This window comes from Streptomyces sp. NPDC091972 (assembly GCF_044756385.1).
Taxonomy (GTDB): domain Bacteria; phylum Actinomycetota; class Actinomycetes; order Streptomycetales; family Streptomycetaceae; genus Streptomyces.
In genome coordinates this window covers 120,115-146,185 of the sequence record NZ_JBIVSV010000005.1, presented here as the reverse complement: position 1 = coordinate 146,185, position 26,071 = coordinate 120,115, and the positions used below count along the sequence as shown (strand labels likewise).

Annotated in this window: 21 protein-coding genes; 7 read left to right on the top strand and 14 right to left on the bottom strand. The window is 68.4% G+C overall.

Annotation, left to right across the window (positions count from 1 at the left end):
* Positions 1-70: 70 nt before the first annotated feature.
* From trxA to ACIQJT_RS16410, 7 genes are all read right to left on the bottom strand, one after another.
* Complete coding sequence (gene trxA / locus ACIQJT_RS16440; RefSeq protein ID WP_003991504.1) at positions 71-403, bottom strand: thioredoxin; 333 nt, start codon at positions 401-403, stop codon at positions 71-73.
* A gap of 44 nt (positions 404-447) precedes the next feature.
* On the bottom strand, positions 448-1,416 hold the full coding sequence (trxB, locus tag ACIQJT_RS16435) for a thioredoxin-disulfide reductase (RefSeq protein ID WP_402643985.1): 969 nt from the start codon (positions 1,414-1,416) through the stop codon (positions 448-450).
* A gap of 168 nt (positions 1,417-1,584) precedes the next feature.
* Positions 1,585-2,481, bottom strand: coding sequence for an anti-sigma factor family protein (locus ACIQJT_RS16430; protein ID WP_402643983.1), 897 nt, complete (start codon positions 2,479-2,481; stop codon positions 1,585-1,587).
* A complete protein-coding gene (sigM, locus tag ACIQJT_RS16425; RefSeq protein ID WP_365452902.1) occupies positions 2,478-3,203 on the bottom strand; it encodes an RNA polymerase sigma factor SigM in 726 nt (241 codons plus the stop codon). The genes ACIQJT_RS16430 and sigM overlap by 4 nt, the downstream gene beginning before the upstream one ends.
* A gap of 31 nt (positions 3,204-3,234) precedes the next feature.
* Positions 3,235-4,947, bottom strand: a complete 1,713-nt coding sequence (locus ACIQJT_RS16420; protein WP_365452899.1) for a protein kinase family protein — start codon at positions 4,945-4,947, stop codon at positions 3,235-3,237.
* A 119-nt stretch (positions 4,948-5,066) separates the two neighbouring features.
* Positions 5,067-7,337 (bottom strand): murein biosynthesis integral membrane protein MurJ, encoded by a 2,271-nt coding sequence (gene murJ / locus ACIQJT_RS16415; RefSeq protein ID WP_402643978.1) that lies wholly within the window; start codon positions 7,335-7,337, stop codon positions 5,067-5,069.
* A gap of 44 nt (positions 7,338-7,381) precedes the next feature.
* Positions 7,382-9,751, bottom strand: coding sequence for a DUF6049 family protein (locus ACIQJT_RS16410; protein ID WP_402643975.1), 2,370 nt, complete (start codon positions 9,749-9,751; stop codon positions 7,382-7,384).
* 257 nt (positions 9,752-10,008) lie between these two features.
* Between ACIQJT_RS16410 and ACIQJT_RS16405 the strand changes: the two genes are divergently transcribed.
* Positions 10,009-11,451, top strand: a complete 1,443-nt coding sequence (locus ACIQJT_RS16405; RefSeq protein WP_402643972.1) for a CCA tRNA nucleotidyltransferase — start codon at positions 10,009-10,011, stop codon at positions 11,449-11,451.
* An 83-nt stretch (positions 11,452-11,534) separates the two neighbouring features.
* On the opposite strand, the gene ACIQJT_RS16400 is transcribed toward ACIQJT_RS16405, so the two are convergent.
* The 3 genes from ACIQJT_RS16400 to ACIQJT_RS16390 all read right to left on the bottom strand — a co-directional run bounded on the left by ACIQJT_RS16400 (position 11,535) and on the right by ACIQJT_RS16390 (position 14,704).
* On the bottom strand, positions 11,535-12,809 hold the full coding sequence (locus ACIQJT_RS16400; RefSeq protein WP_402643969.1) for an MFS transporter: 1,275 nt from the start codon (positions 12,807-12,809) through the stop codon (positions 11,535-11,537).
* Between the two features lie 87 nt (positions 12,810-12,896).
* Positions 12,897-13,979 carry an inositol-3-phosphate synthase gene (locus ACIQJT_RS16395; RefSeq protein ID WP_365452884.1) on the bottom strand — a complete coding sequence of 361 codons (1,083 nt, stop codon included), beginning with the start codon at positions 13,977-13,979 and terminating at the stop codon, positions 12,897-12,899.
* Between the two features lie 44 nt (positions 13,980-14,023).
* Positions 14,024-14,704, bottom strand: coding sequence for a PadR family transcriptional regulator (locus ACIQJT_RS16390; RefSeq protein WP_053846238.1), 681 nt, complete (start codon positions 14,702-14,704; stop codon positions 14,024-14,026).
* Between the two features lie 351 nt (positions 14,705-15,055).
* On the opposite strand from ACIQJT_RS16390, the gene ACIQJT_RS16385 reads away from it, so the two are divergent.
* Together ACIQJT_RS16385 and ACIQJT_RS16380 are read left to right on the top strand one after the other, a co-directional pair.
* Positions 15,056-17,743, top strand: a complete 2,688-nt coding sequence (locus ACIQJT_RS16385; protein WP_365452881.1) for a transglycosylase domain-containing protein — start codon at positions 15,056-15,058, stop codon at positions 17,741-17,743.
* A gap of 108 nt (positions 17,744-17,851) precedes the next feature.
* Positions 17,852-19,351 carry a glycosyltransferase family 87 protein gene (locus tag ACIQJT_RS16380; RefSeq protein WP_402643966.1) on the top strand — a complete coding sequence of 500 codons (1,500 nt, stop codon included), beginning with the start codon at positions 17,852-17,854 and terminating at the stop codon, positions 19,349-19,351.
* Positions 19,352-19,473: 122 nt separating this feature from the next.
* On the opposite strand, the gene ACIQJT_RS16375 is transcribed toward ACIQJT_RS16380, so the two are convergent.
* The 3 genes from ACIQJT_RS16375 to ACIQJT_RS16365 all read right to left on the bottom strand — a co-directional run bounded on the left by ACIQJT_RS16375 (position 19,474) and on the right by ACIQJT_RS16365 (position 22,194).
* Positions 19,474-20,505, bottom strand: coding sequence for an alanine racemase (locus ACIQJT_RS16375; RefSeq protein ID WP_123990364.1), 1,032 nt, complete (start codon positions 20,503-20,505; stop codon positions 19,474-19,476).
* A gap of 74 nt (positions 20,506-20,579) precedes the next feature.
* On the bottom strand, positions 20,580-21,701 hold the full coding sequence (femX, locus tag ACIQJT_RS16370; protein ID WP_123990363.1) for a peptidoglycan bridge formation glycyltransferase FemX: 1,122 nt from the start codon (positions 21,699-21,701) through the stop codon (positions 20,580-20,582).
* A gap of 178 nt (positions 21,702-21,879) precedes the next feature.
* The gene (locus ACIQJT_RS16365; protein WP_402643962.1) at positions 21,880-22,194 is read right to left on the bottom strand and encodes a hypothetical protein; all 315 of its coding nucleotides are present in this window, start codon (positions 22,192-22,194) and stop codon (positions 21,880-21,882) included.
* A 263-nt stretch (positions 22,195-22,457) separates the two neighbouring features.
* On the opposite strand from ACIQJT_RS16365, the gene rpsF reads away from it, so the two are divergent.
* From rpsF to rplI, 4 genes are all read left to right on the top strand, one after another.
* Positions 22,458-22,748, top strand: coding sequence for a 30S ribosomal protein S6 (gene rpsF / locus ACIQJT_RS16360; RefSeq protein ID WP_007383258.1), 291 nt, complete (start codon positions 22,458-22,460; stop codon positions 22,746-22,748).
* A gap of 78 nt (positions 22,749-22,826) precedes the next feature.
* Positions 22,827-23,417 carry a single-stranded DNA-binding protein gene (locus ACIQJT_RS16355; RefSeq protein ID WP_365452874.1) on the top strand — a complete coding sequence of 197 codons (591 nt, stop codon included), beginning with the start codon at positions 22,827-22,829 and terminating at the stop codon, positions 23,415-23,417.
* A gap of 57 nt (positions 23,418-23,474) precedes the next feature.
* Positions 23,475-23,711, top strand: a complete 237-nt coding sequence (rpsR, locus tag ACIQJT_RS16350) for a 30S ribosomal protein S18 (RefSeq protein WP_003949403.1) — start codon at positions 23,475-23,477, stop codon at positions 23,709-23,711.
* A gap of 18 nt (positions 23,712-23,729) precedes the next feature.
* Complete coding sequence (rplI, locus tag ACIQJT_RS16345; protein WP_020134131.1) at positions 23,730-24,176, top strand: 50S ribosomal protein L9; 447 nt, start codon at positions 23,730-23,732, stop codon at positions 24,174-24,176.
* A 141-nt stretch (positions 24,177-24,317) separates the two neighbouring features.
* On the opposite strand, the gene ACIQJT_RS16340 is transcribed toward rplI, so the two are convergent.
* Positions 24,318-25,664 (bottom strand): MATE family efflux transporter, encoded by a 1,347-nt coding sequence (locus tag ACIQJT_RS16340; RefSeq protein WP_402643958.1) that lies wholly within the window; start codon positions 25,662-25,664, stop codon positions 24,318-24,320.
* Positions 25,665-26,071: the final 407 nt, after the last annotated feature.

The window sequence follows — 26,071 nt, the reverse complement described above, 5'->3', positions numbered from 1 at the left end:
GAAGTGCCACTGACACCATGAAGGGGGCCGGTCCCTGCGGACCGGCCCCCTTCATGTTTCACGTGAAACATCACTCAGCGATGAAGTCCTCGAGGTCGCGGACGATCGCGGCCTTCGGCTTGGCACCGACGATGGTCTTGGCGACCTCGCCACCCTGGTAGACGTTCAGCGTCGGGATGGACATGACGCCGTACTTGGCGGCCGTACCCGGGTTCTCGTCGATGTTCAGCTTGACGACCTCGATCTTGTCGCCGTACTCGGCGGCGATCGCCTCGAGGGACGGAGCGATCTGACGGCACGGTCCGCACCAGGCGGCCCAGAAGTCCACCAGGACGGGCTTGTCGCTCTTCAGGACGTCCTGCTCGAAGGAATCGTCGGTCACATTCTTCAGGGTGCCGGCCACGGCGGGCTCCTTAACTGGGTTGGTGCGGTGGGGCGGGATGGGGGTCAGACAGCGGTCTTCTCGGGCTCGGCCTTCTCTGCGTCCGCGAGGGCGGCCAGATAGCGCTCGGCGTCGAGAGCGGCGGAACAGCCGGTGCCGGCGGCCGTGATCGCCTGGCGGTAGGTGTGGTCGACCACGTCACCGGCGCCGAACACACCGGTCAGGTTGGTGCGGGTCGAAGGCGCTTCCACCTTCAGGTAGCCCTCGTCGTCCAGCTCGAGCTGGCCCTTGAAGAGCTCGGTGCGCGGGTCGTGGCCGATCGCGATGAACAGGCCCGTGACCGCCAGGTCCGAGAGCTCGCCGGTCTTGAGGTTGCGCAGCTTCAGGCCCGAAAGCTTCGGGTCGCCCTGGATCTCGGCGACCTCGCTGTCCCACACGAACTTGATCTTCGGATCGGCGAAGGCGCGCTCCTGCATCGCCTTGGAGGCGCGCAGGGTGTCCCGGCGGTGGACGATCGTCACCGACTTGGCGAAGCGCGAGAGGAAGGTCGCCTCCTCCATCGCGGTGTCACCGCCGCCGATCACGGCGATGTCCTGGTCCTTGAAGAAGAAGCCGTCACAGGTGGCACACCACGACACACCGCGCCCGGAGAGGGCGTCCTCGTTCGGCAGGCCCAGCTTGCGGTGCTGCGAGCCGGTGGTGACGATCACGGCCTTCGCCCGGTGGACCGTGCCCGAGGTGTCGGTGACGGTCTTGATCTCACCGGTCAGGTCTACGCTGACGATGTCGTCCGGGACGAGCTCGGCACCGAAGCGCTCCGCCTGGGCGCGCATGTTGTCCATGAGCTCGGGGCCCATGATGCCGTCCTGGAAGCCGGGGAAGTTCTCCACCTCGGTGGTGTTCATCAGCGCGCCACCGGCGGTGACGGCGCCCTCGAACACCAGCGGCTTCAGCGACGCGCGCGCGGTGTAGAGCGCCGCCGTGTAGCCGGCGGGCCCGGAGCCGATGATGATCACGTTACGGACGTCGCTCACGGCTTGGTTCCTCGTCTCTGGACTGCGTCGTCGGACCGGTGGAGCCCCTCGCAGAACTCTCACCCTGCCCAACGGATCCTAAGGGGCGCGCATTCCCGCTGTGTCCGGGCACACGGAGAGGCCACACCGTACGCATTACCACGCGGGACGGAGACGAAGCGTGCTCGTTCAGGAGTGGGCGTAGGAGCGCTTCAGGAGAACCTTCGCAGTGCCGGTCGGCGCGTTCTTCACGCACGACGCATCCACGATGTAGGCGGTGATCCGGGTGCTGTCGGAGGGATCACGCAGCACGACCAGGATGGCGTCCGTGCCCTGATAGACGCCGTCCTCGGTCGCGAGCGGAGCGTCGCTGGTGTGCAGGCCCTTCTGGATGCACTGGGGGACCTCGGGTGTCACCAGGACGCGGGGGTCCTCGGAGCCGGGGATGTTCTGCGCTGCGCCCATGCTGCTGCGTGGAGCCCGGGAACCGCCGCTCGTGCTCTTCTCGGTGAGCAGGTCCGACACCTGCTTTTCGAGTCCGCTCGCGGAGAAGGTGTCGGCGGAGGTCGTGGTCTGCCCGCGCGCCGCGTCGTTCGGCTTGCCGTCGTCCAGTGACGACAGCAGGACGGAGCCGAATCCCAGTGCGGCGACAGTGAAGACGGCACCGAGAACGGCGACCTTGCGACGTCCGTTCCTCCGGCGGTCCTTGCGGCCGGGGCCGGTGCTGGAGGTGCGGGCATGTCCGGTGGGACGGTCTGAGGTGGGCGATGTTTCACGTGAAACACGCGCGCTCTCGATCGGTGCCTGGTCGTTCACGGCTTCGGGAGCAGTCGCCTGGAGGAGTGCCTCCGCGGCGAGGGCGGCGTCGATCCTGCCGGCGACGTCGGCGGGCATCTGGGGCGGTCCCGGCAGCGTGCCGAGCAGGCCGCGGATCTCCTCCAGCGAGGCGTGCACATCCGCGCAGAGTTCGCACTCGTCCAGATGCCGGCGTACGTCCGCGGTCCTGGAGGGGGAGAGGATGCCTTCGGTGAGGTCGGAGATCTCCGCGACGTCCGGGTGCCCGTCTGTGTCTGTCGTGGAAGTCACGCTCGCCCACCTCCGCCCTTCACTGCGGCTGAATCGCTTGGTCCCGAATCCGGCGAGCCGTCCGACGGAGGTCCCGCTGCGGGTGGGACGGATGTCTCCTGCGTCCGGTTCCGTCCGACGCCCGCTTCTCTGCCTGCTCCGGCGTTTTCCGGCCGCAGATGGGTGAGAAGCGGGAGCAGTCTGGCTCTTCCCCGGGCGCAGCGGCTCTTCACCGTCCCCGTCGGCACGTCGAGCATGCTGGCGGCTTCGGCGACGGGGTAGCCCTGCATGTCCACGAGAACGAGAGCGGCACGCTGGTCGGGTGGGAGCGTGCCGAGGGCCTCCACGAGCTGGCGGTGGAGGTCGTTGCGTTCGGCGGGCGCCGATGCCTCCTCGTGCGGCTCCAGGAGCTGCTCCAGGCGCTCGGTGTCGTCCACCGGGGACGTCTTGCGGGAGGCGGCTTTCCGGGCCCGGTCCAGGCAGGCGTTGACCGTGATCCGGTGCAGCCAGGTCGTGACCGCCGACTGGCCCCGGAAGGTGTGAGCGGCCCGGTAGGCGGACACCAGCGCGTCCTGCACCGCGTCAGCGGCTTCCTCGCGGTCCCCGAGCGTGCGCAGGGCCACGGCCCAGAGCCGGTCCCGGTGCCGCCGCACGAGCTCACCGAAGGCGTCGGGGTCGCCCTCTACATGACGGGCCAGGAGGTCCTGATCGCTGGTGTCGCCGTACGCGGTGTCATCTGCCATCGGACCCCCTCCCCTTGTCTGCGGTGAGTTCTCAGCCGGTGAACTTCACGTTGGTGATGGCCTGCTTGTAGCCGGGGTCGCTGTAGTTCGCGGAGTCGGCTCCGGAGTAAGGGAGCGCGGTGAGCCACACCAGGACGTACCGCGACTTCACCGGCTTGCCGACCTTCACCGTGGCCGTGGTGCCGTTCGTCGTAGCCGAACCGATTTCGTCCAGGGAGTCCAGCGAGGACGGCGTGAGCGAGTCCGACGCGTACAGCTTGGCTGTGGTGTGGTCGCCGCCGTACCGGAACGACAGCGTGGCGGCCGACACCTCCTGCGCGGAACCGAGGTCGTAGACGATGCCGACGCCGGGCTTGATCACTATCTGCGGACCGTCCTTGTAGCTGCTGGTCCGCCATCCCGTCGTCATGCTGCCGTCGTACGTCAGCTTCACGTCGGCGGGGTGCTGGGCGTCGCCCTCGGCCACGTACTCCTGGGCGTTCTCGATGCTGAGGGTCTTCGTCGGCTTCGGCGCGGTGCTGTTCTTGTCGCCGTCGTCGGTCGTCTGCGTCTGGTTCTCGTCCGATGTGCCGCCCCGGTCCATCAGGGCGTCCGCGAGCTGCCAACTGCCGAGCCCCAGCGCGGCGATGAGGAGCGCCGAGACGGCCCACTTCAGGGCGCGGCCGGTGCGGCTCTGCAGCGGCGGTGGCGGGGGCGCCACGGGCTGGGTGACACCGGGCGGTGCCGGGCGGCCGTAGGTGCCCTGCTGGTACGTCGTGCGCTGGTACTCGGGCGGGGCCGTGAAAGCCGGCTCCGGCGGGCGGATGCGGGGCATCTCCCCGATCGCCTTGACCAGTTCCTCGGGCGTGGTGCACGCCGACTCGTGCCGGGAGGCGGTCGCCCCGTCGTTGGCGAGGGCGCGCATGGCCAGCTCGGACAGCCCGCGGTGGACCCCCGCCCGCACCTGGTCGGGGGCGATGAGACCCACGTCCTTGGGCAGGCCGGCCAGACCGTAGGCGTCGCTCTCGTACGGCCACCGCTGGGTGAGCGCCGCGTACAGGAGAGCGCCGATCGCCTCGGTGTCCGTGCGCTGCGGGGTCTCCGAAACGACGCCGCGCAGCGCGGCGTTCACGGCGAGGCCGCGGATGCGCCACTGACCGCTCGACGTGCGCAGGACAGCGTTCGGGTTCAGCCGCAGGTGCGCGAGGCCCTCGCGGTGGGCCGCGGCCATGGCGGACGCCACCTGACTGACCATCTGGTAGGCGTCGTACACCTCCAGCGGGCCCGGGGCGAGGAGGGTGGTGAGCTCGGTGGCGTCGGGAAGCCACTCGTGGACGACATAGACGAGGTCGTTCTCCTCGACGGCGTCCAGGACCTGGACGAAGCGCGGGTCACCCAGCAGCGCGGAGGAACGGGCCGCGGCCAGGACGGAGCGGGCCCGCGCATGGTCGGCGGGCAGGATGTGCACGCCGACGGCCCGACGGAGTTTCTCGTCGACGGCACGCCAACTGCTGAACCCGTCCAGACGGGTGACGCATTCCTCGAGACGGTAGCGTCTTGCGAGTTTGTGACCGCTGTGCAGCTCCGGCGGTGACGCCTTGCCAGGACCCTCGGTCCCGCCACTCCCCTGTGCCTCGACGTCTTCCGTGTCCCGCTCCCGGTTCTTGGCCACGCCGTCGGCCGTGGACTGGTCCGCCTGGGCGGTCAGCGGTTGGTCACCGCTGGTGTCTGCCACGTCGACGGCAGCCGTGCTCCGTTCCGCCACCGTCGTTCCCTGCCTCCCCATTCAATGCGCGCCGTGCGACGCAGAATCCAATTGTGCCCACAGTCCGCCGCTATGCACGACACACGGTGGCGGACGATGGTTGTGCGCGTACCCCTGCCTCAGCGCCCCAGACGCCCCCGGACCATGCCGACCAACGAGTTCAGCTCCTCGATCCGCATCCTGCGGGCGGCGACGAAGAAGACCCCGAGCAGAACCGCACCGCCCGCGATCAGCGAGGCGAACGAACCGACGACGCCCTGGCCGAGCGAGTGACCGATGCCGTAGCAGGCCGCTCCGCTGAGCAGGGCCGCCGGGACGGAGGCGATGCAGAGCCGGGCGTAGGTGCGCAGGACGCGGTTGCCGTCCAGGTCGCCGCCGAGGCGCTTGCGCAGCCGGTTCCAGGCGACGCCGACACCGATCGCGTACGCGAGACCGTACGAGGCGGCCATGCCGACCACGGCCCAGCGGGGCGGCAGCAGGGCGTAACAGGCGGCGGAGGCGGCGGCGTTGACGGCCGCCACGATGACGGTGTTGTAGAAGGGCGTCCGGGTGTCCTCGTAGGCGTAGAAGGCGCGCAGGACGACGTACTGGACCGAATAGGGGATCAGGCCGAGGCCGAAGGCCATCAGCATGTACCCCATGTTCGTGGCGGCGCCGGTGCTGGAGGCACCGAAGATCAGCGTGCACATCGGGATGCCGAGCGAGAGGAAGCCGAAGGCGATGGGCACGATGGCGACCGCGGTGGTGCGCAGGCCCTGCGAGATGTCGTCGCGGACCGCGCCGGCGTCGTCCTCCGCCGCCGAGCGGGAGATGCGCGGCAGCAGTGCGGCCATCAACGAGACGGTGATGATGGCCTGCGGAAGGCCCCAGATCAGCTGGGCGTTGGCGTAGGCGCTGAAGCCGGTGCCGGGGATCTTGGTGTCGGCGACGGCCGCGGTGGCGAGCTGGGTGACGACCAGGGCGCCCGCCTGGTTGGCGAGGACAAACAGGATGGTCCACTTCGCGAGCATCGCGGCCTTGCCGAGGCCGTGGCCCTTCCAGTCGAAGCGCAGGCGCAGCCGGAACCCGGTCTCGCGCAGATACGGGATCATCGCGAGGGCCTGCACCACGAGGCCGAGCAGAATGCCCACGCCGAGCAGCCGCTGGCCCTCCGGCGGGATGTTCGTGACGCTCATGCCGGAGCGCCCGGCGGTGCCGTAGACCCACAGGAACATCGCGAGCGTCACGATGATGACGATGTTGTTGAGGACCGGAGTCCACATCATCGCGCCGAACTTGCCGCGCGCGTTGAGGATCTGCCCCATCACCACGTGGATGCCCATGAAGAAGATGGAGGGCAGGAAGTAGCGGGTGAAGGTGATGGCGACGTCGTTGGCCGCGGGGTTGGTCGCCACGGGGTTCGACAGGGCCCGCACCAGGAGCGGTGCCGCGAACATGGTGAGCGCGGTGAGCAGGGCGAGGGCCACCATGACGAGCGTCAGCAGCCGGTTCGCGAAGGCCTCGCCGCCGTCGTCGTCCTCCTTCATGGCGCGTACGAGCTGCGGCACGAAGACGGAGTTGAGGCCGCCGCCGACGGTGAGGATGTAGATCATGGTCGGTAGCTGGTAGGCCACCTGGAAGGAGTCGCCCAGGAAGGCGGTGCCGAGCGCCGACACGATGAGTGCCGAACGGATGAAGCCGGTCAGACGCGAGACCATGGTGCCGGCCGCCATCACGGCGCTCGACTTCAGCAGGCCCGACGCCTTGCCGCCCTTCTTCGCGGGGGCGGCGGGAGCTTCGGAGACCGCCTCGGGCGCGACCGGCACGGTCCCCAGGTTCATGGTCTCGTCGGCCGAGGGTGCGGCCGCCACGGGAGCCTGGAACTGCGGTGTCTGCACCGGCCCGCCCGGCGCCGGTACCAACGGGGGGTCCGTCGGCCGGCCGCCACGCTGCTGCTGGTCGCGGAAGAGGTGGGCGAACGCGTCCGGCTCGTGACGCTCCTCGCCGGCCTGGCTCACCAGGTCGTCGACCCCCACGAACTGCGTGGTGCGGGGGTCGTCGCCGTACGGCAGGTACTGCGTCGGGCCCTCCGGCTCGGGAGCCGGGGTCTGCGCCCACACGTGCGGGTCCGGCGCGTAGGGAGACTGCGGCGGCTGGGAGTACAGCGGCTGCTGCGGCTGATGGGTGCCGGGCGGCGGCGGGGGATGCGCCGCACGGTCGTAGAGGGCCTCGGCGACCGGGTCCTGGGCGTGCAGGTCCTGCGCCCGATAGGGGTCCTGGTCGTAGGCGTCCTGGAGGTACATGTCCGCGGGAGCCTGCGGCGGCACCTGGTCGTGCTCGGGCGGCGGCCCCTCGGGGCGACCCGAGTTGTCCGCGCCCTGACCGCGATCACCGTCGTACGGCGCGTTCATGGTTACCCCACCTCATCGTCCCGGGCCCACCGGCCACGACATCCTCAACGGTCCACTCTCTCACCCGTGCCGGACGGGTCGGCGCTTTCCGCTGCGGTGTCCGCTGTCAGGTCACTCGGCTGCTCCGGGTCGTCGGCCCAGGGTCCGGTGCCGGACTCTTCCTTGAGACGGTCCTCGGAGCCTTCCGGGTTCTCCGGACCGTCCACGGCTGCACCCGCCCCGTCGTCGGGTCCGTTCTGCTCGGCCTCACGGGCGGCCGCGCGCTTGCGCTGGGTGTACATCCGGAATCCTGCCAGTACCAGCAGCAGGACACCGCCACCGATGACCAGCATGACCGTGGCCGTGAACTCGGTGACCTTCACGTCGAACCTGACGGGCTCTCCGTAGGGCTGGCCGTCCTCCGTGTACAACTGGGCGATCACCGAGGCCTTGCCGTTGGCGTTGGCCGTCGTGGTGAACTTCACCGTCTGGCTGTGGCCGCCGGAGACCTCGACCTGCTGCTCGTAGTAGGAGGAGCCGCCGATCTCGAGCCGGTTCGGGCTCAGCGAGGTCAGCCGCAGCCGCAGGTGCTCCACTCCCTGCACCAGGTTGTTCTGGACCGTCACGGGGATCGTGGCGCTGCGTCCGGAGAGCTTGGTCTCCGACTTGTCGATCAGGCTCACCTGGGAGGTCAGCTCGTCCAGGTAGGCCTCGACGTCCGCGCGGAAGCTGCTCGCCTCGCTTGCGCGGCCCCGCCACGACGTGGACATCTCGCGGTTCATGGCCCGCCCGAAGGGGGTCACGACGCGGGACTGGTCGGAGAGGATCACCTTGAAGTTGTCGAGCTTGTTCTGCGTGCTGGCGATCTGCTGGAAGGCCCACTTCGGCAGCTGCTGCTTGCGCAGCGAGGCGGGGTAGGCGGACGCGGAGGGCACCTTGGTGGTGGCCTCGGGGTCCGGCTTGGCCGCGGCCGCCGCCGTGAGCTTCTGGGACTGCGACCAGTTGCCGCCCTGCAACGCGGTGATCGCCTCGGCCATGGCGTCCGCCTGGGCGGCCGTGGGCATGCGCTGCGGGGCGACGACGATGCTGCGCTGCTTGTCCGTCTGGAGGTCGAGGGCGAGGCTCTGGGCGAGGAACCGCTGCACGGCGAGCGTGGCGGACGAGGCCTTCGTCAGATCGCCCTGGAAGGCCGTGGACAGCCGCGCGTCCGCGACGACCGCCGTAGTGCCGCCGCCGATGGGGCGGGCCGCGGAAGGTGTGTACGACAGTCCGGCGGTCTCCTGGAGGCTGTCGCTGCGGGCGATCACCTTGTCGGCACCGGCGGAGGTGGCGACCTTGACGATGGACGGGTCCACCGCGCCGTTCACGGGCCACGCGAAGTCGGTGCTCGGTGTCACGTGGAGCACGGTCCGCACCGTGGTGGCGGCGACGTCGGTGGCCTCGTGGAGGTGGCTGAGCGAGCCGGTGACGCTCGTGCCGTTGTGGGCGAGGGAGGCGAGGTCCGGATCGGCGAAGGGGAGCGCGACGACCTCCTTGTCCTCCACCGCCGTCTGCAGCCTGGCCAGCCACTGTTTGGCGAGTGCCTGGTGGGTGCCGGCGGTGGTGGTGTCGCCCTCGCCCTGGATCCGGTAGCTGCGGGTCATCGCGTCGACGGACGCCAGCAGGTCCGGATCGATCACCCACGTGACGTCCAGGTTCTCGCCCAGCGACAGCATCTGGTCCAGGCGGCCGCCCGCCGAGATCTCCTCGGCGAGGTCGTCGTTGAGGAAGACCGGTGTCTGCTGGGCGTTCGAGCCGGTCTCCGCCGTCATGTGCACGGTGGAGATCAACGGCCACAGGAACGTCGTCTTCGTCTTCGTGTCCGCCTCGTCGGACTGCCAGGGCAGGAAGGTCCGCTGGATGCCCAGCGGCTGGTCCCACGGCTGGGCCGCGGTCCTGCCCGACACCGCGACGGCGAACTGGTAGACGCCGGCGTCACCGAGGTCCAGGTCGTCGACCGGGACGGAGATGGTGAAGGGCTGGGCCACCCCGGGGGTGAGCTTCGCGAACTTCGCCTCGTACTTCCCGCCGACCTCGGAGCCCGTATCGCCCTGGAGCGAGTCCCCGTCTGCGCTGACCCTGTCGATCGACGAGCGCGTGTTCAGCTCCGGGCCGACCTGCAGTCCCACGTGAGCGGCCGAGACGGCCTGCTTGCCGTTGTTGGTCACCGTCCCCGACACGGTGAGCGTGTCACCCTCCGTAGGTGCGCTCGGGCTGAGCGTGTCGACCGCCACGGAGACGGACCCGGAGCTGTCGGCGGCCTCAGCGGGTGCCGCGGCGGTGAACTGGCACAGACCGGCCAGCAGAGGAGCCCCTGCGAGCAGGGCCCCGGTGCGCCGCAGCCAGCGGCGGGCAGGTGAGGGACTCGTCCCCTGGAAGTCTGCCGCCTCGGCCACGCGCTCGCCCGTCCCTCGTCGTCGTCAGTGGTCGTCGGAATGTGCGTCCACGCATGGTAACGATGCGCGCTGAGGGGAAGTGCCGCGGACCGCTCCACAAGATCGGGGGACGCTGCCGCACTGTCCCGAATGTGCACGTATAGAGGGGAGCGTGCGCGTGGGTCTCCGGAGCAGACCTTGTGCAGGTCCGGATGGCGAGTCTGTGCACGTTCAATGGAGGCGCCCGGGTATGCCCGGGCCACGTACCCTCTTCTGTTGTGCCGAACGCCAACGAAGACAAGCTCAGTGCCCCGAGTCAGGTGCAGGACCGCGCGGTGAACCAACCGCTCGAGGTCGCACCTGTCGCCGACGACCTCGCCCGCCGGTTCCAGGAGGCCGGGTTCTCACTCGCCCTGGTCGGCGGTTCGGTACGGGACGCACTGCTCGGCCGGCTCGGCAACGACCTGGACTTCACGACCGACGCCCGCCCCCAGGACGTGCTGAAGATCGTGCGCCCGTGGGCGGACGCCGTGTGGGAGGTCGGGATCGCCTTCGGCACGGTGGGGGCGCAGAAGGACGGCTACCAGATCGAGGTGACCACCTACCGGTCCGAGGCGTACGACCGCACCTCCCGCAAGCCCGAGGTGTCGTACGGCGACTCCATCGAGGAGGACCTCGTCCGGCGTGACTTCACCGTGAACGCGATGGCCGTCGCTCTCCCGGAGAAGAGGTTCATCGACCCGCACGGCGGCCTCGACGACCTCGCGGCGCGGGTGCTGCGCACGCCGGGCACCCCGGAGGCGTCCTTCTCGGACGACCCGCTGCGGATGATGCGGGCCGCACGCTTCGCGGCACAGCTCGACTTCGCGCTGGCCCCCGAGGTCGTCACCGCGATGACGGAGATGTCCCGACGCCTGGAGATCGTCTCCGCCGAGCGGATCAGGGACGAGCTCAACAAGCTCATCCTGTCCGACCATCCGCGCAAGGGGCTGACGCTGCTGGTCGACACGGGTCTCGCCGAGCATGTGCTGCCGGAGCTTCCGGCCCTGCGGCTGGAGAGTGACGAGCACCACCGGCACAAGGACGTCTACGAGCACACGCTGATCGTCCTGGAGCAGGCCATCGCGCTGGAGAAGGAAGGGCCCGACCTGACCCTGCGCCTGGCCGCGCTGCTCCACGACATCGGCAAGCCCCGTACGCGCCGCTTCGAGAAGGACGGCCGGGTCTCGTTCCACCACCACGAAGTGGTCGGCGCGAAGATGACCAAGAAGCGGATGACGGCGCTCAAGTACTCCAACGAGCTGGTGAAGGACGTCTCCCGGCTCGTCGAACTGCACCTGCGGTTCCACGGATACGGCACCGGAGAGTGGACGGACTCGGCAGTGCGCCGCTATGTGCGGGACGCGGGCCCTCTGCTCGACCGGCTCCACAAGCTGACCCGCTCGGACTGCACGACCAGGAACAAGCGCAAGGCAGCCGCGCTGTCGCGTGCCTACGACGGTCTGGAGGAGCGGATCTCCCAGCTTCAGGAGCAGGAGGAGCTGGACTCGATCAGGCCCGACCTCGACGGCAACCAGATCATGGAGATCCTCGGTGTGGCACCCGGCCCCGCCGTGGGCCGTGCGTACAAGCACATGCTGGAGCTTCGGCTGGAGAACGGGCCGATGGAACGCGACGAAGCGGTGGCCGCGCTCAAGGAGTGGTGGGCTGCTCAGGGCTGAGGCTGTGAAACGGGGTCATGTTTCACGTGAAACATGACCCCCTGCGCGTCGAGGGGCGGTGTTTCACGTGAAACATCGCCCCTTCATCGTTCCGGCGTCATTTGCCGCTGCTTCGTCATCGCGACCGCGATCGCCCCGTAGAGGACGGCGACGGTGACCACCAAGGCCGCAGAGCGGCCGTCCGGCGGCAGTATCAGGGCGGCCACGGCTGCGGCGCCCACGAAAGCTATGTTGAACAGGACGTCGTAGACGGAGAAGATCCGGCCCCGGAACCCGTCGTCGACGGATGACTGCACGATGGTGTCCGTGGCGATCTTCGCGCCCTGCGTGATCAGGCCCAGCACGAACGCCGCGACGAGCATGGGGACGGTGGCGAAGGGGAGCCCGAGGGCGGGTTCCAGGACCGCGGCGGTCGCCGCGCACACGACGATCCAGCGCTCAGGTCCGAGTCTGCCGGCGGCCCAAGGGGTGATCACGGCGGCGACGAAGAAGCCTGCGCCGGAGATGCCCAATGCCAGTCCCAGCAGAGCCAGTCCGTCGTCCGGGTCGGACGTCAGGGCGTACCGGCAGAGCATCAGCACCATGACGAGCAGAGCGCCGTAGCAGAACCGCATGACCGACATCGCTCCGAGCGCCCGGGCGGCCGGCCGACGTGCGGGGGCGGCCAGGTGGCGTACGCCTGCGGCCAGCTCGCGGGCGGTGCCGGTGAGGGCGTCGCCGAGGCGGGGGCGGATCAACTGGCGGTCGGGGCCGAGCAGTTCCGGTGGTATGCGCAGCGCGGCGAGCGCACCGCACAAATACAGGCCCGCTCCCAGCAGCACCACGGCCGCGTCGGAGTCGGCGACCAGGAGTCGCACGAGGAAGGCGAGACCGCCGCCCGTCGTGGCGGCGAGCGTTCCGGCCGTCGGGGAGAGGGAGTTGGCGATCACCAGACGTTCCTCGTCCACGACACGGGGCAGGGCGGCGGACAGGCCGGACAGGACGAAGCGGTTGACGGCGGTGACGCAGAGGGCGGAGACGTAGAAGAGCCAGTCCGGGACATGGCCGAGCATCAGGACGGCTGTCACCGATGCCAGCAGGGCGCGTACGAGATTGCCGTAGAGGAAGACCTGGCGGCGACGCCAGCGGTCCAGGAGGACGCCGGCGAACGGGCCCACCAAGGAGTACGGGAGGAGCAGGACCGCCATCGCGGAGGCGATCGCCGTGGCCGAGGTCTGCTTCTCCGGGGAGAACACGACGTAGGCGGCGAGCGCGATCTGGTAGACGCCGTCCGCGCCCTGGGAGAGCAGGCGCACGGAGAGCAGGCGCCGGAAGTCCCGGAGGCGGAGAAGGACACGCAGATCGCGGACGACGGACATGGGGCACAGCCTCACATACGGCGAGGGTCCCCGGGCGATACAGCCCGGGGACCCTCTACGGCCCTGGCAGGAGCGTTTGAGTGAGCCTTAGCGCTCGACTTCACCCTTGATGAACTTCTCGACGTTCTCGCGGGCCTCGTCGTCGAAGTACTGGACCGGCGGGGACTTCATGAAGTAGCTGGAGGCCGACAGGATCGGGCCGCCGATACCGCGGTCCTTGGCGATCTTCGCGGCGCGCAGGGCGTCGATGATGACACCGGCGGAGTTCGGGGAGTCCCAGACCTCGAGCTTGTACTCCAGGTTCAGCGGGACGTCGCCGAAGGCACGGCCCTCGAGGCGGACGTACGCCCACTTGCGGTCGTCGAGCCAGGCCACGTAGTCGGACGGGCCGATGTGGACGTTCTTCTCACCGAGGTCCCGGTCGGGGATCTGGGAGGTGACGGCCTGCGTCTTGGAGATCTTCTTCGACTCGAGGCGGTCACGCTCGAGCATGTTCTTGAAGTCCATGTTGCCGCCGACGTTGAGCTGCATCGTGCGGTCCAGGACGACACCCCGGTCCTCGAACAGCTTCGCCATGACGCGGTGCGTGATGGTGGCGCCGACCTGGGACTTGATGTCGTCGCCGACGATCGGGACGCCCGCCTCGGTGAACTTGTCCGCCCACTCCTTGGTGCCGGCGATGAAGACCGGGAGGGCGTTGACGAAGGCGACCTTGGCGTCGATGGCGCACTGGGCGTAGAACTTCGCCGCGTCCTCGGAACCGACGGGCAGGTAGCAGACGAGGACGTCGACCTGCTTGTCCTTGAGGACCTGGACGATGTCGACCGGGGCCTCGGGGGACTCCTCGATGGTCTCGCGGTAGTACTTGCCGAGGCCGTCGAGGGTGTGGCCGCGCTGGACGGTCACGCCGGTGTTCGGCACGTCGCAGATCTTGATGGTGTTGTTCTCGGAGGCGCCGATGGCATCGGCGAGGTCGAGACCGACCTTCTTCGCGTCGACGTCGAACGCCGCGACGAACTCGATGTCACGCACGTGGTAGTCGCCGAACTGGACGTGCATCAGCCCGGGGACCTTCGACGCCGGGTCGGCGTCCTTGTAGTACTCGACTCCCTGAACCAGCGACGCAGCGCAGTTGCCCACGCCGACGACGGCTACGCGAACCGAACCCATTCCGGTTGCTCCCTGTGTGTACGAGTGAGGCCCTGGCAGGGACCTCACGTGGCGGTGTCGCCGGGCGTATCCGGACCGGGGGTGTCCCCGGGCCGGGGCAGGACGCCCGGCGCTCCCTCTGTGGTGTCGCGAGCGGCTTCGCCTCGGCCGGGACCCTTGAGGTCCCGGCCGGCCCGCTCGCTCTCGATGAGCTCGTTCAGCCAGCGCACTTCGCGCTCCACGGACTCCATCCCGTGGCGCTGGAGCTCGAGTGTGTAGTCGTCGAGGCGCTCCCGGGTGCGTGCCAGCGAGGCACTCATCTTCTCCAGGCGCTCCTCCAGCCGGCTGCGCCGGCCTTCGAGGACTCGCATGCGGACGTCGCGTGAGGTCTGCCCGAAGAAGGCGAAACGAGCGGCGAAGTGCTCGTCCTCGTACGCGTCGGGACCCGTCTGCGAGAGCAACTCCTCGAAGTGCTCCTTACCTTCCGCCGTCAACCGATAGACGATCTTGGCGCGACGCCCTGCGAGTGGTGCGGCGAGGGCGTCCTCGGTGGTGTTCCCCGGTTCCTCGATCAACCAGCCGTTGGCGAGCAGCGTCTTGAGGCAGGGGTAGAGCGTGCCGTAGCTGAAGGCTCGGAACACGCCCAAGGATGTATTGAGACGTTTGCGCAGCTCATAGCCGTGCATCGGGGACTCGCGGAGCAGGCCGAGCACGGCGAATTCGAGGATCCCGGAACGCCGGCTCATCGTCGCCTCCTCGTCACTGTCTCGCACCGATGTATCGACTCGATACATCAAGACGATAGAACGCCCTTCCGGAAGGGACAAGTGGGAGGACGGTGAACGGGATCACATCAATGATTCATGCGAACCAAGTTGCCGGATTTGAGGTGAACTTCGGGGCTCAGCAGGTTTTGACGGTGCGTAGTCTGTGCGGCATGCACACCACCGGGAACCAAGTGACGCCTGGGGGGCGTCGCTGTCCCGGTGCGGTACGGATGAATGCGCGACCGACCACATCCGTACTTCGGGGGGACCGGAAACCAGCCGCCGTTTCCAGGCGCGCAAGGGTGCGCCTGCCCGAGGAGTAGTCGTTCGATGAGCGAGCACCGTCGCAAACCGCCGCAGCCGCAGGGAGGCGGACGTGCCGCGGCCCGACGCGGCCAGTCCGGCTCGTCCTCCGGTCGCCGCGCGGCTCCGCGAGGCGCCACCGGGTCTCTTGCCGACTCCTATGGGAGCAGCTCCCAGGATTCGGCACCCAACGGTCCGGGAGGCGAGGACCGTCCGTACGGCGGCCGTGCCGAGGCCCGCCGTGCGGCCCAGAGAAGCACGGGCGGCGGGGGCCGCCGCAGAGGGGCGGAGCCTGCTCGCGCCGGCAGGCGCGGGGCGCCGGCCGGCCGGGGACGCGCTTCCGACCCGGGCAAGAAACGCTTCATCGACTACCCGCGCGCGGGCAAGTACGGCGTGGCCCGCTGGGTGCCGTCCTGGAAGCTGGTGACGGGCCTGTTCATCGGCTTCATCGGCAGCCTGGTCGCGGTCGCCGGCGTCGGGTACGCCCTCGTGAGCGTTCCGAACGTCGCGGAGACCGCGACGGCGCAGAACAACGTCTACTACTGGTCCGACGACACCGAGATGGTCTCCACCGGTGGCGAGACCAACCGCCAGATCGTCAACCTCGCGCAGATCCCGAAGGCGATGCAATACGCCGTCGTCTCGCAGGAGAACAAGACCTTCTACACCGACAGCGGCATCGACCCCAAGGGCATCGCCCGCGCGGTGTTCAACATGGCCAGGGGCGGCAACACCCAGGGTGGTTCCACCATCACCCAGCAGTACGTCAAGAACGCGCGCCTGAACGACCAGTCCCAGACCGTCACGCGCAAGTTCAAGGAGATCTTCATCTCCATCAAGGTGGGCGCCACGGTCAACAAGGACGAGATCATGGCGGGGTACCTGAACTCCGCGTACTACGGCCGCAACGCCTACGGCATCCAGGCAGCCGCGCGCGCGTACTTCAACAAGGACGCCAAGGACCTGAATCCGGGCGAGTGCGCCTTCCTCTCGGCCATGCTCAAGGGCGCCACGTACTACGACCCGGCGGGCGCGACCTCCATCGACTCGACGCAGGCCACGCCTGAGGCCAACCAGAGGCGAGCCCTGCGGCAGATGCAGGACACCCTCGACAAGATGGTCGAGTACGGCCACCTCAGCGCGACGGAGCGGGCGAAGTACACCACGCTGCCCAAGTGGCAGAACCCCCGGTCCAACACCCAGCTCAAGGGGCAGATCGGCTATCTGGTCGACCTCGCCAAGGCATATCTGGTCAACAACAAGATCATTACTGCCGACCAGCTCCAGCAGGGTGGCTACTCGATCTACACAACCTTCGACAAGAAGAAGGTCGGTGAGCTCGAGGCAGCGGTCAAGAAGGTCCGCAAGGAGAACATCGACCCCAAGAAGCGCCCGGACAAGGACACCTACGTCCAGTTCGGCGGGGCTTCGGTGGAGCCGGCCACCGGGGCGATCCGGGCCTGCTACGGCGGTGTGGACGCGACCACCCACTTCACCAACAACTGCGACTCCACCGGTGCCCAGGTCGGCTCGACGTTCAAGACGTTCGTGCTCGCCGCGGCGATGAAGTGGGGTGTGCGCGATCCGGACCTCGGTGAGAGCCAGGCACAGGACGAGCGCACGGTCGTCAACGCGAAGAGTCTGTTCAGCGGCAAGAACAACCTCAAGATCGAGAACTACGACGGTTCGATCTGGAAGAACGAGGAGGGCAAGGAGTGGCTCCAGGAGAACGACGGCAAGCAGTCCTACGGCTCTCCGCCCAAGTACCAGATCGATCTTCGTGAGGCGATGCGGGAGTCCGTGAACTCCGCCTTCGTGCAGCTCGGCATGGACGTCGGCCTGGACAAGGTGAAGGAGGCGGCCATGGACGCGGGCCTCAAGGAGAACAGCCTGGCCGGCACCAACTACCCGTCCTTCTCCATCGGCATCTCCGACCCCAGTGCGATCCGCATGGCGGGCGCGTACGCCACCTTCGCGGCCAGCGGCAAGCAGAACGAGCCGTACTCCGTCGAGAGGGTCACGAGCAAGGACGGCGACGTCTTCACGCACAAGGCCCAGCCCAAGCAGGCGTTCGAGAAGAAGGTCGCCGACAACGTCACCGACGTCCTCAAGACCGTGGTCGAGGACGGTACGGGTACCAACGCCCAGCTGACCGGGCGTGAGGTGGCCGGCAAGACCGGTACCACCGACGGCAACAAGTCCGCCTGGTTCGTCGGGTACACCCCGCAGCTCTCCACGTCGATCACCATGTTCCGACTGGACGACGACGAGACCAAGAAGAACCGCACGTTCCTCGAGATGTACGGAACAGGCGGCCAGGAGAAGATCCACGGTGCGTCGTTCCCGTCCGAGATCTGGCACGACTACATGGAGAAGGCGCTGAAGGGCCAGAAGGCGATCGACTTCCCGACGCCGGAGCCCATCGGTGTGATCGTCAACGAGGAGCCGAGCCCGACGCCCACCCCGACGCCCACCGAGACCGAGTCGCCCAGCCCGACTCCGACCCCGACGCCCAGCCAGACGCTCGTCTCACCGACGCCCACGGCTACCGAGACCTGCCGGTTCGACTGGCAGTGCGAGGACACGGGCGGCACGGACAACGGCGGTACCGACGGTGGTGTCACCTCGACGCCCACGGCCACATCGACCGAGGGGAACGGCGGCAACACCAACGGCAACGGCAATGGGGGCCTCTTCGGAGGATCGGGCGGTTAGCCGCCAAATGCCCCGTCGAGGGTGTTTCACGTGAAACATGGGCCGTCGCACCCACCAGGTGCGGCGGCCCTCGGCGTACTCCCAGCCTCGTACGGCAGGATGGGCCGCATGCCCAGTGCTGAATCGACGCCAGCGAGCGTGCACGAGTCCGACCCGGTGCGTCCGACCCAGGACGACGAGGTCTCCAGGAACGGCAGCGAGTTCATCGGCGGTCCTCTCGGGCGGCACGCGCTGCTGGGGACCTCCTGGTGGACGCCCGTCCGGGTCATCGCGCTCGTGGCCATCGGCGTGTTCGCGCTCGGCCTGGTCCAGAAGGCGCCCTGCTACAACGGCGGCTGGTTCTTCGGTGCCAGCGCCCAGTACACCCACGCGTGCTACTCGGACATCCCGCACCTCTACCAGGGACGCGGTTTCGCCGACGGGCTCGTCCCGTACTTCGACAAGCTCCCCGGCGACATGCAGTACCTCGAATACCCGGTGCTGACCGGTGTGTTCATGGAGGTCGCCGCCTGGCTCACGCCGGGCAGCGGCAGCATCCAGGACCAGGAGCAGTGGTACTGGATGGTCAACGCCGGGATGTTGATGGCCTGCGCGGCCGTCATCGTCGTCTGTGTGAGCCGTACCCACGCCCGCCGTCCGTGGGACGGTCTGCTGCTCGCCCTGGCACCCGCCTTCGCGTTGACCGCCACCATCAACTGGGACCTGCTGGCGGTAGCTCTGACGGCCTCCGCGATGCTGATGTGGGCGCGAGGCCGTTCGCTCGCCTTCGGGGTCCTCCTGGGGCTCGCCACGGCCGCCAAGCTGTATCCGGTGTTCCTGCTCGGGCCGCTGTTCGTGCTGTGCTGGCGGGCGGGCAAGTGGCGGGACTTCGGCAAGGCCCTGGGCGGCGCGGCCGTCTCCTGGCTCGTGGTGAACCTGCCGGTGATGCTCTTCGCCTTCGACGGCTGGTCGAAGTTCTACACGTTCAGCCAGGAGCGGGGCGTGGACTTCGGTTCCTTCTGGCTGATCCTGGCCCAGAACTCAGGCGACCCGCTGAGCACCGACACCGTCAACACGCTGGCCACGCTGCTGGTGCTGCTGTGCTGCGCGGGCATCGCGGCGCTCACCCTGACCGCTCCGCGCCGGCCGCGTTTCGCCCAGCTGGCGTTCCTGATCGTCGCCGCGTTCATCCTCACCAACAAGGTCTACTCGCCGCAGTACGTCCTGTGGCTGGTGCCGCTGGCAGTGCTGGCCCGGCCCAAGTGGCGGGACTTCCTCATCTGGCAGGCGTGCGAGGTGGCGTACTTCCTCGGGATCTGGATGTACCTCGCCTACACGACCAGCGGAAACGCCCATAAGGGCCTGCCGACCGACGGCTATCACTGGGCCATCGGACTGCATCTGCTGGGCACGGCCTACCTGTGCGCGATGGTCGTGCGCGACATCCTCATGCCGGAACGCGACGTGGTGCGCCGGGCCGGCGACGACGATCCCTCGGGCGGTGTTCTCGACGGGGCCGAGGACGTCTTCGTGCTGGGTTCCGCCGCCCATCCGCCCCGGCACGCCGCCCAGTTCGACGGACCGGTGGACTGGGGCAGCGACCGGGGGCCCGGCGATCGTTCGCTCTGAGCGAACAGCGCCCGTACGGCGTACGCCTGTTGGCACCCACACCTGAAAGGCCGTACACGGAAACCCCGTGTACGGCCTTTTCCCGTGCGGCTCTCGACGCCTTCTGGCGGTCGCGAGGCGTTCTAGCGGTCGACGATCCGGTCGAACTGGGTGGTGGTGTGGCGCAGGTGGGCCACCAGCTCCTCGCCGACCTTCGGCTCCGGGGCGTCCGAGGGCACGAACAGGATGGAGACCTGCATGTGCGGCGGCTCGGCGAACCAGCGCTGCTTGCCGCCCCAGACGAACGGCGAAAGGTTCCGGTTGACCGTGGCCAGGCCGGCCCGGGCGACCCCCTTGGCGCGCGGCATGACGCCGTGCAGGGCCTTCGGGGCCTCCAAGCCCACCCCGTGCGACGTACCGCCCGCCACGACGACCAGGAAGCCGTCGGAGGCCGCCTTCTGCTGCCGGTAGCCGAAGCGGTCGCCCTTGGAGACACGCGTGACGTCCAGGACGGCTCCGCGGTACTCGGTGGCCTCGTGGTCCCCCAGCCACAGCCGGGTGCCGATACGGGCGCGGAAGCGGGTCTGCGGGAACTGCTGCTGAAGCCGGGCGAGGTCCTCGGCCTTGAGGTGGCTGACGAACATGGTGTGCAGCGGCAGCCGGGCCGCGCGCAGCCGGTCCATCCAGCCGATGACCTCCTCGACGGCGTCCGAGCCGTCGGTGCGGTCCAGCGGCAGGTGGATCGCGAAGCCCTCCAGGCGGACGTTCTCTATGGCGGCGTGCAGTTGCGGCAGGTCCTGCTCGCTGATGCCGTGCCGCTTCATCGAGGACATCACCTCGATGACCACACGGGCACCCACCAGGCCGTAGACCCCGTCGATGGAGGACACCGAACGGATGACCCGGTCGGGCAGCGGTACGGGCTCCTCGCCCCGTCGGTAGGGCGTCAGCACCAGCAGGTCACCGCCGAACCAGTCCTTGATCCGGGCGGCCTCGTAGGTCGTGCCGACGGCGAGGACGTCCGAGCCCAGCCGGGTGGCCTCCTCCGCCAGCCGCTCGTGCCCGAAGCCGTAGCCGTTGCCCTTGCAGACCGGGACGAGGCCCGGGAACTGCTCCTGCACGTGCTTGTGGTGCGCCCGCCAGCGCGCGGTGTCGACGTAGAGCGTGAGCGCCATGGCCGGACCCGGAACCTTTCTAGTGGCTGCGGTGTATCAGAGGTATGCGAGCTATTGAAGCGAAGAACGCGACGTCAGCGGCGCGACATGTAGATGTCGAGGGCCTTGTGGAGCAGCTTGTTGAGCGGGAAGTCCCACTCACCGAGGTACTCGGCGGCCTGGCCGCCCGTGCCCACCTTGAACTGGATCAGACCGAAGAGGTGGTCGGTCTCGTCCAGCGAGTCGGAGATGCCCCGCAGGTCGTAGACGGTCGCGCCGAGCGCGTAGGCGTCACGCAGCATCCGCCACTGCATCGCGTTCGAGGGCCGGACCTCACGCCCGATGTTGTCGGAGGCGCCGTAGGAGTACCAGACGTGCCCGCCGACGATCAGCATCGTCGCGGCCGACAGGTTCACGCCCTCGTGCCGGGCGAAGTACAGCCGCATCCGGTTGGGGTCCTCGGAGTTGAGGGCCGTCCACATCCGCTGGAAGTACGACAGCGGGCGGGGCCGGAAGTGGTCGCGCACCGCCGTGATCTCGTACAGCCGCTGCCACTCCTCGAGGTCCTGGTAACCGCCCTGGACGACCTCGACGCCGGCCTTCTCGGCCTTCTTGATGTTGCGCCGCCACAGCTGGTTGAAGTTCTTGTGGACCTCTTCCAGGGAGCGGTTCGCGAGCGGCACCTGGTAGACGTAGCGGGGCTGCACGTCACCGAAGCCGGCTCCCCCGTCCTCGCCCTGCTGCCAGCCCATGCGGCGCAGCTTGTCGGCGACCTCGAAGGCGCGCGGCTCGATGAAGTCGGCCTCGATGTCGCGCAGGCGCTTGACGTCGGGGTTCTGGATGCCTGCCTTGATGGAGGTGGCCTCCCAGCGCCGGATGATCACCGGCGGGCCCATCTTCACGGAGAAGGCGCCCTGGTGCTTGAGGTGCGCGAGCATCGGTTCCAGCCACTCGGTCAGATTCGGCGCGAACCAGTTGATGACCGGGCCCTCGGGCAGATAGGCGAGGTAACGCTTGATCTTGGGGAGCTGGCGGTAGAGGACGAGACCCGCGCCGACCAGCTCGCCGGTCTTCTCGTCGAACCAGCCGAGGCTCTCGGAGCGCCATTCCGCCTTGACGTCTGCCCAGGCAGGAACCTGCATGTGGCTCGCCGAGGGCAGGCTCTGGATGTACGCCAGATGCTGCTCGCGACTGATCGTCCTCAGGGTCAGGCTCATTCGGGGCGCTCCTCGGGCTGGTGTGTCCCCATGGGTACAGGGGCTCCGGCTCTCGCGCCGAAGCCTACTGCGCCCGGGGAGCGCCCCGGTTGGGCGTACGGAACCTGCGCCCCGGCTCAGAGGCCGCCGAGGCGTTCCGTGGTGCTTTGGGTGGTGTCGGGGGACGGTGCCCGTGGCGTCAGTTGATGACCCCACCGAAGAGGCCGCCGTGCGCCATGCCGAGGAAGAACCCGACCGCGGCCGCGCCGAGGCCCAGGATCAGTCCGAAGCGCTCCCGGGTGGTCTCCGAGATCCACTGGCCGTACGCGCCGGTGAGGATGCCCACCAGGCCGGTCCAGGAGCTGAGCAGGTGCAGGTTGTGGAACATCGCCGAGACGAAGGCCGTGATGCCCAGCACCAGGGTCACCGCGAGCAGCGTGTCCTGGAGGGGGTGGGACTTCCCGTCCGTGGCGAAAAGGCCTCCGGCGGTGTTGGGTCGCATTGCCTGTGCCATAGGGCACCTCCTGCGGAAGACGGCGCATCGTAGCGCCATACACACCCGATGCGTACAGAGTGACCGTGCTCGGGGCCGGATTTCAACCGGAAGCCGGTGTGCGGGTAGTCTGTACCGTCTGCACGGTGTCTGCCCATGTCACGACCGGGACTACCGCGAGGAAGCCCCGATTGTCAGTGGCGGCCGATACCGTTGCGTACGCATCACAACCCTCCTGCCACGGAACGACCGTGGCCGTTGAGTCCAAAGGAGGTGGGTTCCACATGCGTCACTACGAGGTGATGGTCATCCTCGACCCCGATCTGGAGGAGCGCGCTGTCGCCCCCCTGATCGAGAACTTCCTCTCCGTCGTCCGTGAGGGCAACGGCAAGGTGGAGAAGGTCGACACCTGGGGCCGTCGTCGGCTCTCGTACGAGATCAAGAAGAAGCCCGAGGGCATCTACTCGGTCATCGACCTGCAGGCCGAGCCTGCGGTCGTCAAGGAGCTCGACCGCCAGCTCAACCTGAACGAGTCGGTCCTCCGGACCAAGGTCCTCCGTCCCGAGACCCACTGAGCTTTCGCTCAGATGATCCCGGGATCCGAGTAGCAGCAACCAAGCAGCCAGAGCAGCAAACCCGCCGAGAGGTTCCCCATGGCAGGCGAGACCGTCATCACGGTCGTCGGCAATCTTGTCGACGACCCCGAGCTGCGCTTCACCCCTTCCGGTGCGGCGGTCGCGAAGTTCCGTGTCGCGTCCACCCCCCGCACCTTCGACCGTCAGACGAACGAGTGGAAGGACGGCGAGAGCCTGTTCCTGACCTGCTCGGTCTGGCGTCAGGCGGCGGAGAACGTCGCCGAGTCGCTCCAGCGAGGCATGCGCGTCATCGTGCAGGGCCGGCTGAAGCAGCGGTCCTACGAGGACCGTGAGGGCGTCAAGCGCACGGTCTACGAGCTGGACGTCGAGGAAGTCGGCGCCAGCCTGCGCAATGCCACGGCCAAGGTCACCAAGACCGCCGGCGGTGCCGGCCGTGGTGGCCAGGGCGGTTACGGCGGCGGCGGTGGCCAGGGTGGCGGCGGCTGGGGCGGTGGCTCCGGCGGCGGTCAGCAGGGCGGCGGCGCTCCCGCCGACGACCCGTGGGCGACCGGCGCTCCCGCCGGTGGCGCCCAGGGCGGCGGTGGCGGCGGCTGGGGTGGAAACTCCGGCGGCGGTGGCGGCGGCTACTCGGACGAGCCCCCCTTCTAGGCCTCGGGCCGAGGGGTGGGTCGTACCCACACTTCTTGATCACACAGGAGAAACACCATGGCGAAGCCGCCTGTGCGCAAGCCTAAGAAGAAGGTCTGCGCTTTCTGCAAGGACAAGGTCACGTACGTGGACTACAAGGACACGAACATGCTGCGGAAGTTCATTTCCGACCGCGGCAAGATCCGTGCCCGCCGCGTGACCGGCAACTGCACGCAGCACCAGCGTGACGTCGCCACGGCTGTCAAGAACAGCCGTGAGATGGCGCTGCTGCCCTACACCTCCACCGCGCGATAAGGGAAGGGTGACCGACTCATGAAGATCATCCTCACCCACGAGGTCTCCGGCCTCGGTGCCGCGGGCGACGTCGTCGACGTCAAGGACGGTTACGCTCGCAACTACCTGATCCCGCGGAACTTCGCGATCCGTTGGACCAAGGGTGGCGAGAAGGACGTCGAGCAGATTCGTCGCGCTCGCAAGATCCACGAGATCCAGACCATCGAGCAGGCCAACCAGGTGAAGGCCCAGCTCGAGGGCGTCAAGGTCCGCCTGGCCGTCCGCTCCGGCGACGCCGGTCGTCTCTTCGGTTCCGTCACCCCGGCCGACATCGCTTCCGCGATCAAGGCTTCCGGTGGCCCCGAGGTCGACAAGCGCCGTATCGAGCTGGGCTCGCCCATCAAGACCCTGGGCGCCCACGAGACGTCCGTGCGTCTGCACCCCGAGGTGGCCGCCAAGGTCAACATCGAGGTCGTCGCGGCCTGACGACCCCAGTGGTTGTCTGAGCAATGGTGAGAAGGGCCGTACCCGTCGGGGTACGGCCCTTCTTGCATGCTGTGGCGCAAGCGTGGAGCTCAGGGTGTTTCACGTGAAACGTCGCGGCCCATCGCGTTTCACGTGAAACGGTCAACGGGTCGCACCGGTGACGAGCCAGCGACCCGAACGGGTTCGCAGCCAGAGCGTCAGCATGCGGATCACCATCATCAGCGTCATCGCTGCCCACAGGGCGGTGAGTCCACCGTCCAGTGCGGGCACGAGCAGTGCTATCGGGGCGAAGACGGCCAGGGTGATCACCATGGCCCAGGCGAGGTAGGGGCCGTCTCCGGCTCCCATCAGCACGCCGTCCAGGACGAAGACCACTCCGCAGATCGGCTGGGAGAGAGCCACGATCACCAGAGCGGGCAGAGCGGCGTCCCTGACCGTGGAGTCACCGGTGAACAGGGGGAGGAAAAGCGGTCGGGAGAGCACGACCAGCACACCGAGTGCGACTCCGACCGCGATGCCCCATTCGACCATCCGGCGGCATGCCTGGCGGGCTCCTTCTGTGTCCTCGGCACCCAGGTAGCGACCGATGATGGCCTGGCCGGCGATGGCGATGGCGTCCAGTGCGAAGGCGAGCAGGCTCCACAGGGACAGGATGATCTGGTGGGCGGCGATGTCGGAGTCCCCCAGGCGGGCTGCGACGGCCGTGGCGATCATCAGGATCGCCCTCAGGGACAACGTGCGGACCAGCAGCGGGACACCGGCCTGGGCGGAGGCCCTGATCCCTGCGGCGTCGGGACGCAAGGACGCGCCGTGTTTCCGGGCGCCGCGGACGACGACCACGAGATAGGCGGCGGCCATACCGCACTGGGCGATGACGGTGCCCCAGGCGGAGCCCGCGATGCCGAGGTCGGCACCGTAGACGAGAACCGCGTTGAGAGCGCCGTTGGCCACGAAGCCGGCGATGGCTACGTAGAGCGGAGTCCTGGTGTCCTGCAGCCCGCGGAGCACCCCGGTCGAAGCGAGCACGACCAGCATGGCCGGGATACCGAGGGCGGAGATCCGCAGATAGGTGGTCGCGTAGGGAGCGGCGGTGTCGGAGGCACCGAAGAGCTCCACGATCGACGGTGCGGCCGGCAGGACGACGGCGATGACAACGGCACCGAGCAGCAGTGCCAGCCAGATGCCGTCCATGCCCTGACGGATGGCGGCCGGGAGGTCGCCCGCTCCCACGCGGCGGGCAACTGCCGCGGTGGTGGCGTAGGCAAGGAAGACGAAGACGCTGACGGCCGTCGTGAGAAGGGCTGAGGCGATGCCGAGCCCGGCGAGTTGGGCGGTGCCCAAGTGGCCGACGATCGCGCTGTCGGCAAGGACGAAGAGGGGCTCGGCGACGAGCGCGCCGAAGGCCGGAACGGCGAGTGCGACGATCTCACGGTCGTGCTGTCGCCGGGTGGCCTTGGGAGTCGCGGACGCCTGTGTCATGTGCACCAATCTAATCGTCCACAGGTAAGAGATGCAATCCAGGTTGGACCCTTACGTGTGTTCAGGGCGTGTGCGCCGCTGTGTACAGTTCGAACTGATCTTGCGCCGACCGGGAAAGTTTTTCTTCTGCACAGCCGGTGGACGGCGAAAGTGCAGGTCAGAGCACTTCTTTCGGGAAGGTCCGGAGCTTGTTCACAGGGCTGTCCACCGGGTCGTGCACAGGTTTTGAGGAGTTCTCCACAGCATCCGGGCCGTCGTCCACATGGCCTGTGGATAACCAGATTGGCTGACGGTGCCCGCGGGCCTACCGTGGTCCGGCGCCCGCTCCGTTCGTCGGCTTGGAAACCATCACAAACACGACGCGCCAGAAACGGAGTTGGGCGTCTCATTTGTCAGTGCCGTGCCGTAGAACTGAG